The 12,984-nt window shown below is 59.5% G+C and carries 5 protein-coding genes; all 5 read right to left on the bottom strand.

What is annotated here, in order from left to right; genetic code table 11:
* Positions 1 to 680 precede the first annotated feature (680 nt).
* Entirely contained in the window at positions 681 to 3,413 is a 2,733-nt protein-coding gene (gene thiC / locus KIH77_RS04940) for a phosphomethylpyrimidine synthase ThiC (protein ID WP_308283249.1), read from the bottom strand.
* A 276-nt stretch (positions 3,414 to 3,689) separates the two neighbouring features.
* Entirely contained in the window at positions 3,690 to 6,929 is a 3,240-nt protein-coding gene (locus KIH77_RS04935; RefSeq protein ID WP_219099994.1) for a type III restriction-modification system endonuclease, read from the bottom strand.
* Positions 6,929 to 8,899 carry a site-specific DNA-methyltransferase gene (locus KIH77_RS04930; protein ID WP_219099993.1) on the bottom strand — a complete coding sequence of 657 codons (1,971 nt, stop codon included), beginning with the start codon at positions 8,897 to 8,899 and terminating at the stop codon, positions 6,929 to 6,931. The genes KIH77_RS04935 and KIH77_RS04930 overlap by 1 nt, the downstream gene beginning before the upstream one ends.
* Before the next feature lie 110 nt (positions 8,900 to 9,009).
* Positions 9,010 to 9,723, bottom strand: a complete 714-nt coding sequence (locus tag KIH77_RS04925; protein WP_219099992.1) for a DUF4391 domain-containing protein — start codon at positions 9,721 to 9,723, stop codon at positions 9,010 to 9,012.
* Positions 9,720 to 12,971 (bottom strand): helicase-related protein, encoded by a 3,252-nt coding sequence (locus KIH77_RS04920; protein WP_308283246.1) that lies wholly within the window; start codon positions 12,969 to 12,971, stop codon positions 9,720 to 9,722. Before KIH77_RS04920 ends, KIH77_RS04925 begins: the two co-directional genes overlap by 4 nt.
* Positions 12,972 to 12,984 lie beyond the last annotated feature (13 nt).

The raw sequence follows: 12,984 nt of genomic DNA, 5'->3' as shown, positions 1-12,984 counted from the left end.
ACTGCGAAAAAAACTCGCAGCTACCCACGACGGTCCGCATACAAGGAGTGAATCATCGCATCTTCATCGAGAAGAACGACGAATTACTGCTGCTCGTCCTGAATATCTCATATTTATGTCAGCACCCGGTTAATGACGCAATCCCCCAAGGAAAAGATTCGATGTCATTAATCTTAATCAAGGAGCCTTCGTACTCCTCCGATGGAACGGGATGGATTACGGCGGAACCTGATACTCCGTAAACGGAGGCGGCGCTGGTGGCCGTCAAGGACCGGCGCAGCGCCATCCGCGCCGACGACCGACCGCGTTCGGCCGCGTCCGCCGCAGGCCGGAACTGCGGAACCATATGAGGTAGAGGCGTCATCTTGGGTGGGGCCGCATAACGATGCCACGCCACCACCATGTCATCCTGAGCGGAGTCGTGAAACGACGGAGTCGAAGGATCTTGCCCCCCCCCCCCGGACGGGGAAGATCCTTCGACTCGCTTCGCTTGCTCAGGATGACGGAAGGAACGTGCTCGCTCAGGATGACAGAGAAGCGTTTTTACACAATCCGCCCCCGCCGGCGGGGGCTGTCAGACGATAGTCTGACTGGGGGTGGTTGGATGCCCATACAGCGTTCCGGCCACCCCCAGTCTGCCTTACGGCATCCGCCCCCGCCGGCGGGGGCGGATGCGGAGGCTACTCCGTGGCCTTGGTGTAGAGCTTGCCGCCCTGGGCGCGGAACTTCTCGCTCATGGCATCCATGCCGGCGGCGATGTCGTCGGCGCTCATCGCGGCGCCGGACTTCACGCCGCTGTCGGCGACGGCCTGCGCGGCCGCGTCGACGGCCGAGACCTTGCCGGAGAGGGTGTCCTTGACGAGCTGCTCCTGCTGGGCCGCGTTGCCGAACTTCTTGCGGATGTTCTGGCTGATGGCCATGGAGCAGAACTTCGGGCCACACATGGAGCAGAAGTGCGCCATCTTGGCGGGTTCGGCGGGCAGGGTCTCGTCGTGGAAGGCGATGGCCGTGTCCGGGTCGAAGGCCAGGTTGAACTGGTCGAGCCAGCGGAACTCGAAGCGGGCCTTGGAGATGGCGTCGTCACGGTCCTGCGCGTGCGGATGATGCTTGGCGATGTCGGCCGCGTGGCAGGCGATCTTGTAGGCGATCACGCCCTGCTTCACGTCGTCCTTGTTCGGCAGGCCGAGGTGCTCCTTCGGGGTGACGTAGCACAGCATGGCGGTGCCGTAGCGGGCGATCTCCACGCCGCCGATGGCGGAGGTGATGTGGTCGTAACCGGGGGCGGTGTCGGTGGTGAGCGGTCCGAGCGTGTAGAACGGGGCGCCGGAGCATACGGCCTTCTCAAGCTCGATGTTCATACGCACGGTGTCGAACGGGATGTGGCCGGGGCCTTCGATCATCACCTGCACGTCCTTGGCCCAGGCGCGCTGCGTGAGCTCGCCCAGGGTCATGAGCTCGGCCAGCTGGGCGGCATCGTTGGCGTCGGCCAGGGATCCGGGGCGCAGGCCGTCGCCGAGGGAGAACGCCACGTCGTACTTGGCGAAGATGTCGCACAGTTCGTCGAAGTGCGTGTACAGGAAGCTCTCCTGATGATGCTGGAGGCACCATTCGGCCATGATGGAGCCGCCGCGGGAGACGATGCCGGTCATGCGGTTGGCGGTGAGCGGCACGTAGCGCAGCAGCACGCCCGCGTGGATGGTCATGTAGTCCACGCCCTGCTCGCACTGTTCGATCACGGTGTCGCGGAACAGCTCCCAGCTGAGCTTGCTGGCGTCGTCCTCCACCTTCTCGAGGGCCTGGTACATCGGCACGGTGCCGATCGGGACCGGGGAGTTGCGCAGAATCCACTCGCGGGTGGTGTGGATGTCGTTGCCGGTGGAAAGGTCCATCACGGTGTCGGCGCCCCACTTGGTGGCCCACGTGAGCTTCTCCACCTCCTCGTCGATGGAGCTGGTCACGGCGGAGTTGCCCATGTTGGCGTTGAGCTTGGTGAGGAACTTCTCGCCGATGATCATCGGCTCGGCCTCGGGGTGGTTGATATTGCACGGCATGACGGCGTGGCCGGCGGCCAGTTCGGAGCGCACGAGCTCCACATCGCAGTTCTCGCGTTCGGCGACGTACTGCATCTCCGGGGTGATGATGCCGTGGCGGGCGTACCACATCTGCGTGACCGGATGGTCCTTGGCGCGCATCGGGTCGTGCCTGCGGCCACGCCACTCCTTGGTGGCCTTGCCGCGCTTCATGGCGCGCTTGCCGTCGTCGGCGAGGTTGCGCCGGCGTCCCTCGTACTCCTCGACGTCGCCGCGGTCCTTGATCCAGCCGAGGCGCAGGGGCTTGAGGCCCTCCTTCGGATCGCACTTGGGGCCTTCGGTGTTGTAGTCGATGAACGGCGGGTTCGGACCGACGCCGGGGGTGTCGGACAGCTTGATCTCGGTGTACGGGACCTCGAGATCGTAGGTGCCGTGCTGGTTCTCGAAGTGCACGGTCTTGGTCTTGCGGATGTGCGCCTTGTCGCGCTGCTTGGAGTCGCGGGCGGCGATGTCCACGCGCTGCTGCTTGGCGAGCTTCTGCGCGGCCTTGGCGTCCTTGGCGTTGGTGAATTTCTTCTCGGCGGCTGGCTTGGCCTCCTCGGCCGGGGTCTCGGGCTTGGCGGCGCGTGGGGCGTAGCCGTGCCTGGCGTCGCCGCGCACGGACTTCCAGCCCTCGACCATGGCGGCGGTGGCGGCCTCCGGGTCCTCGGCGTTGACGATGGCGTCGCCGGCGAACCATCCGGCGGCCTTCGTGCCGGCGAGGTCGGCGGTGTCGGCGGCGGTCACTCCCCCGCCCACGACGACCGGGTACACGCAGGCCTCGGCCATGGTGTTGACCTTGTCGAGGGTGAGCAGCGTGCTGTGTTCCTCGGCCTTGGCGGCCTCCTCGAGCTCGGCAGTGGCGAGATGGTACGGCGTGGCGGCGATGTAGTCGATGCAGCCTTCGGGAATCTCGTTGAGAATCGGCACCAGGCCCTCAATCTGGGCGGACAGGCCGATGATGGCGTCATCGCCGAGCAGGGCGCGCACCTCGCGCGGTTCCATGTCGTTGGCGCCGATGTGCACGCCGTCGACCTTGATGCCCTTGTTGCGGCACTGCCATGCCACGTCGGCACGGCCGTCGATCACGAGGGCGACGGAATCGGACTTGTCGTTGTCCTCGATGATCTGCGCCAGATCCTGTGCAAGCCCCGTCAGTTCCTTGGCGGTGACGTGGCGGGCGGAGAGGCGGATGAACGTCGCTCCCCCGCGCAGCGCGTCGTCGACGACGTCGGTAATCGCCTTGTCGCCGACCGTATGCGGTCCGACGACGAACGACGACGACAGGTCGAAGCTGTCACGCATCGAAACGTATGGGAATGCGGTATGTGCAGAACTCTGCATGGAACTTCCTAACTTCCTACGGCGGCATTACCCGGCCAGGTTCTACGGTCTCGGACGCTTTCCGATCTCAGCCCTCGCATTTGGGCACCCGTGTGGATTTGTTGTTACGGCTTTCACGCTAGCACTACGCACGGTCAAACAACGGACGGGTCTGGCGGGTCGCGGAAGTTCGTGGTATGGGATGCAATCGCGGTTGACGACGTGCGGTAGGCGCAACCGGTCATGGAAAACGTGCGAATCGGCGGATGCATGACCTGCCACCGATTCGCGACGATATCACCGCAACGATTGGATTTTCTCCAGCAACGCGCCATACGAGTCCACGACATCATAGCGGACGTCGCCGGCCAGTTGGAATTCGTTGAACAGCTTCTTCGCGCATTCGATCTTGGATTGCTCCACACCACGAAGTTCGAGCGTGCCCATATCACCCTTGGTCTCGGCCACAAAGAACAGGTGCCTCAAACCACTGCTCTCGCGGAACGCGACGGCCCAATCGGGCGCGTATTCGCCGACCGGCGTGGGTATGCGGAAACCACGCGGCAGTTTTGCATATACGGCGACTTCGTCGGATGCGTCCAGATTCTCGGCGAAGCGGCGTTCGACGCTGTTGTGCGCGAACCCATCGGGGAACACCCAATCCTGCACGCATTTTTCGGCCCGGTAGGCGTCGGACTCGTCATGCCCGGCACCACCCATGGTGAAGATGTCGGAATCGTATTCTCCTTCGACGCGGTCATAGCAGATGTGGTCCACGATCATGGCGGCCTTTTGCTCGACGATGATACGTGACACCTTGCTGATGAACTGCTCGGGATTATCGCGGAACATCAGGAACTTCTCCCGATGAATGTACTTCAGGATCGCAGCGGCGCATCGTCGGGTGATTGCCGCACGCCGCGCGATCTCTCCCAGCAGATCATAGGAGACTCCGTCCGTGGCATCGGCATCCACATCCACGCGTCTGGTACGTTTCCCGGCGAAGTGTTCGCCGGCAGCCAGTTTCTCACGGGAAGCGTTCTCGTCCTGAATGCCGCGGGTGACGGTATAGGAGAGTCGGGCCACAACGAGATTCTTATCAATGGCCGTGATCGACTTGCCGATGAGTTCGTCGTCGTCGAAGCTGACGGTGTATGCGTACTTGTGGTTGATGCGCTTCCACAATGCCTGAAATTCCTTCTTATCCCAGTTGTCGTTGATCGGGTTGCTGGTGATCTTGGTTTTCAGCGCGTTGCCGACGATCAGGGTGGTGGCGCCTTCGCACACGCTGTCGAGCGCGTATCGGATGGCGTCGGCCTTGCTTCGCAGTTCCTCGGGCAGGGCCGCGACGGTTTCATCGCTCAGCCGGTCCTTGCGATATTCGTCGGTGAGTCTGTCATCGGCGTCGATGAGGTCGCGTTTCATCAGCACACGATAGATTTGCCGAGCCTGCTCCTCGCTGAAATCGATATTGCCTTCACCGGCGTGCTCGGGGCCAAGCCGGTCGGCCGGTATGCTGATGCGTGCGAAGAATGCGTTGTCCACGGTGAGCGGACGCTTGCGCAGGTCCGCGGTGATGTCCTTCTGCAGGGATTCCGCGAACGATTCGTAGCTTTCGGAGGCGATGACCGTAAGCAGGTTGACCTCCTGCACCTGTGATTCGCCGAGCGCATGGACGTCCTGTCGCACGCCGTCCTTGTTAACGCATAGGCGCAGGCCACGGCCGACCTCCTGACGCTTGCCGACTTCGGAGTCGGAGTGTTTGAGCGTGCAGATCTGGAACACGTTGGGGTTGTCCCAGCCTTCACGCAACGCCGAATGGCTGAAGATGAACCGGGTGGGTTCCTCGAAGCTCAGCAACCGTTCCTTGTTTTTCAGGATGAGGTCGTAGGCGCTGATGTCGTCGCTCTCGTCATGGCCACGTTTGATCTTCGAGTCGATCATGCGATGATGCTTGTCGATGCTGAAATATCCCTGATGCACGTTCCTGCCCCAGGTGCGACGCAGAAAATCCATGTATCCGTGGCCGTCGTCGAGCCGGCCGTCGAGGAACCATTGCACGCAGCGGTCGTATTCCTCCTCGAAGATGCGTGCGTATTCGCCGGGGACCGCGTTGCCGTCGTCGTCGTAACGTCGGTATTTGGCCACTTCGTCGATGAAGAACAGGCTGAGGCATTTGATGCCCCGCTCCCAGAGGTGTTCCTCCTTCTGCAGGTGGCTGAGGATGGTCTCGCGTATCTGGATGCGTCGCAGGTCGCGTTCGGAGCCGTCATTGAGAATCGCCCCCTTGCGCAGCACCGTACCGTTCATGAACCGTATGTAGCCGGTTTCATTGGCGTCCAATCCGTCGGGAACGATGCCGTCCGGTGCGATGCGCCAGCCGTCGCGGTAGGCTTCCAAGCCGTCGGATGCCACGTATAGGTCGTCGCCGGCGTCGAAAGTGCCGACCCTGATGGAGACACCGGTTTTCGTGCGTTTCTTGTATTCGATACGCGCTTTTGGCGCATGGTTCCTGCCGACGATGATGTCCTGCAGGTACAGGTATCCGTCGGTGCCACGCATGTTGTTGAGTTCGAAGCCCTTGACCTCGATGCGTTTGACAAGCCGCTGGTTGTAGGCATCCAGGGCGTCCAATGAGTAGACGAGGTCATGGTGGACCTTGTGCGTGGCCGAATAGTTCACCGTGAACAGCGGTTTGAACCGGTCAAGACCGTTTTGCGTGGCCTTGCCGGTCATTTTCTGCGGTTCGTCGAGGATGATGATGGGCCGCGTGGCGGCGATGACGTCGATTGGTCTTCGGGAGCCGAATTCATCGCGTTCGGTGAAGATGATACGGGCTTCCTTGCTGCGTCCGCCTTCCTTCATCGACGTGTTGAACGCCTGCATGTTGATGACCATCACGGCGATGTCGGGCGATGAGGCGAAGTGGTCGAGCTGGGTGAGGTTCGATGAATCGTAGACGAACCAGTCGAGTCGTTTGCCATACCCTTGGGCACCATCCATGCCGGAGGTGTAGAAGTAGTCGGCTGTCGTATCCAAGGACTTCGACACGCCTTCGCGGATGGCGATGGACGGCACCACGATGATGAACTTCGACCAGCCGTAGCGGCGGTTGAGCTCGAACATGGTCTTGGTGTAGACGAACGTCTTGCCGGTGCCGGTCTCCATTTCCACGTCGAGTTCCACGCCGCCGTGGCCGTGGCATAGTTTGGGGGATTCCACGAGGTTGCGACGGCGTTGGATGCCGTGGATGTTGTTCAGCAGTTGTGCGGCGTTGAGTTCGATGTCGGCGTTGCGATAGCCGGTGTCGTCGGAATCGGCGTCGGAGTCAGGCCGTGCCGGTTTAGGCTCCATCGCGAACGGCGCATCGAGAACATCCTGCCGATATGAATCCACCGATTCAAACACGCGCGGCAGCCGTACGCCGACGTCTCGAATATAGCTGAATCCCTCATGCCTCCGCTGGCCTTCGAACACGTCGCATACGGCGTTGGCGGCATCGGTCTGGTACTGGTATCGGGAGAACTGGAATCGCATCAGATCACCCGCACCTGGGTGGCGCCCTGGTCGGCGTTGGCGGCCTGTTTGAAGATCTCGGCGAAGTTCGTGACCGTCTGACTGTTCTTGAGTCCCGCTTCGGCAAGCACCGCATATGAGGGCTTCGGGTCGAGGGACGCCATGCCGCGGATCAGCGATTCGGGAATCTCCGCGTCGAAGCAGGCGACCAGCTGGCCGCCGTTCACCGAATACACGGTATGGCCGGCGAATGCGGGAGCGTCCAATACCTCGATGGAGGAATCGTATGGCAGCTGGAAGGTAGGCAGACATTCGAACAGCTTGTCGAGCGTGGTGCGATCCGACTTGGAGACATCGACCAGATCGTCGAGCATGTCCTGTGTCATCTCGTTCGGCGAGCGCCGCACATCGCGATAGTTCGAGTCCTCCACGCGCAGTACACGGAACCCGATATCCGGCACCCGCTTCGGCTCGGCACCCAGCTCCAACTGCGTATTGGACTCCTCCACCTCAGTCTTAATCCTCTCGCCCGCACGACGAATGCGCTCCTCACCAATCTCGCAGATGGTATGGAAACCGGCCTTCGCCGCCTCCGACTTCTCCGCGCACACTTCCGGCAGCTGCACCATGATGAACTTACGATTGCCACCATCCTCGGCGTTCAACTGCATCACCGCGTGGGCTGTTGTTGCCGACCCGGAAAAGAAATCGAGGACAATGGATTCCCGGAAAGAACCCAATTTCAGCAACTCTCTGATGTATCCCACCGGCTTAGGATTATCGAAAACCGTCAGATTGCCCATATACTCCGCCATTTCAGCAGATCCCTGAGCATTGAAAGGAACGAAATCCCATAAGGAGGTATAGGTGATTCCCTGCTTGATATCACGTAGAAAACGCTTGACCTTCGGTCTTCCTTTTCCATCAACCCCAAAATAAATCTCATTATTCTGCAGCATTTTTTCCACTGTTTGCCGGCTGTACCGCCAGTTTCCGCCATTAGGCGGATAATGTTCCTCTCCGGTGTTGGGATTGGTTATCGGATAATTCAACGAAGCGACGTATCGTCCACCTTTTACGTTTGCGGATAAATCTCCGGACACCCAAGGTCCTTTGGGATGATTATCTGGGTTCTTATATCGTGATAGTTGTTCCGCAGAGCGTTCGCGAAGATTTAATTTGACTTTACTCGAGTCCTTCGCATAAACAAGTGCATATTCATGTGCAGCACCGATCACCTGGTCATTCGGCGGGGTGCTTCTCTTTTTCCATATCATTTGCACGATGAAATTAGCCTCACCAAACACTTCATCGCAGATTTTACGCAACTGCGCGTCTTCATTGTCGTCAATGCTGATGAATACCACACCGTCGCTGGTGAGCAGGTCGCGAGACAGCAATAGTCGCGGATAAATCATCGAGCACCATGCGGAATGGAATCGACCATAGGATTCCTTGTTTTCCCTGTAGGCGCCATCCAGTAGATTGCCGTCATCATCGAATGCAGCGTTGCCCGCCCGTTCCTTTTCGGCATCGCGTACGTAGGCGTCGTTGTACACGAAGTCATGCCCGGTGTTGTAGGGCGGGTCGATGTAGATCATCTTGATTTGACCGGCGTAGGTCTGACGCAGGATCTTCAGGGCGTCGAGGTTGTCGCCTTCGATATACAGATTGTGGGTGTCATCCCAGTTCTTGCTGCGGTCCTTGACCGGTCGCAGGGTCTTGTCGATCGACCGTCGGGCCTCCTCCTTGGCGGCCCTTTTACCGGGCCAGGTGAACCGGTAGCGTTCGCGAGCGCCTTCAGCCACGTCGCCGAGTCGTTCGCGCAGTGCGTCGAAGTCCACCGTTCGTTTGGTTTCTCCGGCCTGCGGGTCCTGTACTTCCGTCGCCACATCGGGGAACAGTGTGAGAATCTTCTCGATGTTCTCTTCGGTGAGATCCGGTGTCGCTACCTCAATCCTGTTGAGGGGGGGGGCTTGTGTTTCAGTCATTATAGGGAGCCACCAATCCTTGCTGATTGCACGACGTGTGAACGGCATACTGCACAGCCGTATTTTGAAATATACAAGAACAGTGTAATGGCAGGCATTCCCTGCCCCTGTTACTTTCGCTTGCCCAGCTCTTTTAGTTCAGCACGCAGTTCCTGTACCTTGTTCCACAATTCGTTGCGTTTGGCGATCTGCCTGGTACGGTTGTGGGCTTTGCGCAGGCGTTCGATTTCCTTGGCCAGTTCCGCAGCCTTGTGTTTCGCCGCAATCCGCCGGTCCACGTGTTCGGGGTTCGCGCTTCCGAGCACCAGCTGCGCACATATGGCATCCCATGTGGCATCCATGTTCGCGGAATCCAGACCGATATGGATGCGTGATGCGGCCATCGGCTCACCGCAATACACGCGCCCTTCCATCAGACCTTGCACCACGTTGGCGTTTCGGAACACGGCCAACGTACAGATGTCCTGCCGAACGCATACGAACAGGATGCGCGCCCGATGCCGGCTTTGCTCATCATATGACCGTGCGATATGTTCCATGATCTCGACCGGCAGCCTGTCGGACCGTTGTTCCAAACCCATCACGTATATCGCCGTCACCGTTTCCCCTGCGGGAATGCCCGTGGACCGCTGCGATATCTGGGCGAGCATGGTGAAGGCTTCCACCTCGTCCACAAACCGTTGACGCAAACGTGCGGTGATGTTCGTATTGCGGTAGAAGCCCTCTTTGGGCAGCCGGGCACGGGACGCCGACACGGCGGTGGTGCTGGGCAGGCCAAGGGTCACGGCGGTCACCTGGCCACAGGATGCGATGCCCGTGCTCATTGCTCTTCCCTCTTCGGACGAATCACCAGGAAGCACACCAGTTCGAAATCGTCGAGCCCCTGCACGCCGGTGTCGAGGAAATCCCCCAGACCCGTGGCGAGGAAGCTTTGCGCCGCGGTCTGTTCATCCTGTTCGACGATGCTTGCCACCGCATCCTGCAGCAGCCTCGACGCATGGCTCATGTCCCGCCCGTTACGGGTGTCTCGGTTGTAGTTTCTGCACAGGTCCGCATTCGGTTCCGACTTGCCCCGGCACAGCAGCCGCATCAGGTCGAGACACGCCTTGGGTTCCAGATGCCCGCGCGCGATCGTGCCGTCGCTACGCACCTGCACGAGATAATACGGGTGGATGCGGTTACGACCTTCGGTGTTCACCGCCTCGTTTACATTGCGCAGCACGAACAGGATGCCCGGCTCATCGCCTTCCACCACCGCATCGATGCCATTGGGCGTATGCTCGATGTCGGGATTGGCCCGATGATAGTCAATCAGGTCCATGCGGAACTCGTTGAGGCCGAGGTCGGTGATGCTGATGCCGCCTTCGACGTCTTCAAGATCGGGAATCTCGTTCTGCATCTGCTCGAGTTGCCGTTCGCGATACTCCAGTTCGTCGCGTTTGTCGTCGCTCAACGGATTGTCGTTGCCGGTGGACGCGAGCACGCCGGCCTTCATACGCGCCTCCACACGGTCCTTGAGCTTGAGATACTTGTCCAACGCCATATCCGGCCAGTAGTTGACCAGCTGGATGCACGTGTTCCTCGAACCGATGCGATCCACGCGACCGAACCGCTGGATGATGCGCACCGGATTCCAGTGGATGTCGTAGTTGACCATCATGTCGCAGTCCTGCAGATTCTGGCCTTCGGAAATGCAGTCCGTGGCGATGAGAATGTCGATGTCATGACCGTCCAGGCCGCCGGCGATCTTGCTGCGCTCCTTGGATACCGGCGAGAAACAGGCGAGGATATCGCTCATCGCTCCCCCGACCTTCGTCATCGTGCATCGTCCCGGCCTCGAACCCGTCACTTCGGCGGTCTCCAAGCCCAATGTCTTCGCATAGGCGCTCACATGCTCATAGAGATAGTCAGCGGTGTCGGCGAATGCGGTGAACACCAGCAGCTTGCGGTTGCCGGAATTGATGGGATGCTCCACCTTGCCTCGAATCGTATCGTACAGCTGTTTGAGTTTTGCATCATGCTCGGGATCGATGCCGCCTATCATGTTCAGCAGTTTGCGGATGACGTCGATATCGCCCTGAATGTACCGTCGCCAATCCTTCCAGTTCATATCGGACAACAGAAATCGATTCTTGCCCTGTGTGGTGAACTCCTGCCCATCGAATTCCATCCGCTCGGTATCGTCCTGGTCAAAATCGAAACCATCATCGAACCGGCTGGCATCGATGTCGGGGACCATGCTCAAATCACGGTGTTCAGCACGATACCGCTCGTACCGACCGATGACGTCTACAGTATTCTCCATATACCCGAGCACACGCTCCAACGTCATACGGAACGAATGCACGCTGCTTTCAAAACGCTTGAGCAGATTCGTGGCCATGAGTTTGCGTATGCCGGTCTCACGCCCGGCCGTGGTCAGACTGCCGTCTTCGTCCTTGAAATACTTGGCCCTACGGGAATCCAACAGGAATTCCGACGGCATGTACAACGCGAGCGATAATTCGTCGAGCTTATCGTAGATGTCGTCATAGGAGACCGCATGTTCCCGGGTGGAAAGCTTCGGGCGTGCACTTATCGGCTTCAGCCTCTTCGGGAAGCTACCGATGGCGTTCATGTCATAGTGGCGTTGGATATGACGACGGCTGCGGGCCACCGTCACCTGATCAAGCACCTTGAAGAAGTCGAAATCCAAACGGTCCATCAGGTTTTCCGTGGTCCGCTCCTCGACGTCCAGCTTCGCCCACGCGGCATAGGCCTTCTGCGCGTTACGGAACACATTGTCGATGTCAGTGGACAATCCCAGCTTCGCCGTCCAATCGTCGTCATTGCCCTCATAGGCCAGAGCCAGCTGGTTCTCCAAATCACGGAACCGGTTGTTCACCGGCGTGGCGGACAGCATCAGCACCTTGGTGCGCACACCTTGATGGATGACCCTGTCCAACAGTTTGGCATACCGGTTCTCACGGTCGTCGGTCTTGACGGCGGAATCCGTGCCATTACGGAAGTTATGGGATTCGTCGATGACCACCAGATCGTAATTGCCCCAATTGATGCGTTCGATGGGAATCCCCGCAGCGGTAGGCCCTTTCGACCGGCTCAGATCCGTATGATAGAGCACGTCGTATCGCAAATGATCGTCGACAAGGGGATTATTGGTCGCGTTGGCCGTATACGTCAGCCAATTATCCTGCAGTTTCTTCGGACACAACACCAACACGTTGCGGTTGCGCGACTCGAAATACTTTATGACCGCTAACGCGGTGAACGTCTTGCCAAGGCCCACGGAATCGGCGAGGATACAGCCGTTATAGGTCTCCAGCTTATTGATGATGGCGAGCGCGGCGTCCTTCTGGAAGTCATACAGCATGTTCCATACGCGGCTTTCACGGAAGCCGGTGCCCTCCTTGGGCAGCACATCCTCGTCGACGTCTTCAAGGAACTCGTTGAAAATGCGGTACAACGCCATGTAGTACACGAGTTCGGGAGGATTCTCCTGATACATGCGCTCGATGCCGTCCACCACGGCGTCGGTCACGTCATGCAGGCTTCCGCTGTTCCACGCCTGATCGAACTGCCGGAGGAATCCCCGCGTCTGAGCGGAATCCAGTTTCGCGCATCCGCGCGGGGACGCGGCGTGGCGGGTCGTTCCCAGTTGGGTGGTCGAAAACTCGGTGAACGGCATGTATCCCACGATATTGTCGCCGTCATCCACCGAAAGGAACCCACTCATGCCGCTTTCATCACCGAACGACATGAACGTCGCGCCACTCCTACGAATCCAGTCCGCGCACTCGCGGGCCACCGCCTTCTGCGTCAGCTCGTTGCGCAACCGGATTTCCAGCTGCGTACCATACAATCCCTGTTCTCGACTCAACCTGGGAATGTAGAACTCGCGACGCTCCTTTGGTGCGGAATCCTCGGTGAAGGTCTTCGAAGTGAAGATGAACCGGAACTCCCCGGCCTCTTCCAGCTGCTCCTTCAACTCACGGTAGGCGTACATCGAGAACAACGACGACGCCACCGAAATCCTGTCGCCGACATGAATCGTACGGACCAAATCGTCCTTCACCAGCGAAGTACGG

The sequence above is a fragment of the Bifidobacterium pluvialisilvae genome, assembly GCF_019331695.1.
In the GTDB taxonomy this organism is placed as follows: Bacteria; Actinomycetota; Actinomycetes; order Actinomycetales; family Bifidobacteriaceae; genus Galliscardovia; species Galliscardovia pluvialisilvae.
Note: the sequence above shows the minus strand (reverse complement) of the source record. Positions and strands in the feature narration are given on the sequence as shown.

Excerpts from the sequence above, each read along its gene's own strand:
- thiC (WP_308283249.1), bottom strand. The coding sequence starts at position 3,413 with ATGCAGAGTTCTGCACATACCGCATTCCCATACGTTTCGATGCGTGAC.
- KIH77_RS04935 (WP_219099994.1), bottom strand. The coding sequence starts at position 6,929 with ATGCGATTCCAGTTCTCCCGATACCAGTACCAGACCGATGCCGCCAAC.
- KIH77_RS04930 (WP_219099993.1), bottom strand. The coding sequence starts at position 8,899 with ATGACTGAAACACAAGCCCCCCCCCTCAACAGGATTGAGGTAGCGACA.
- KIH77_RS04925 (WP_219099992.1), bottom strand. The coding sequence starts at position 9,723 with ATGAGCACGGGCATCGCATCCTGTGGCCAGGTGACCGCCGTGACCCTT.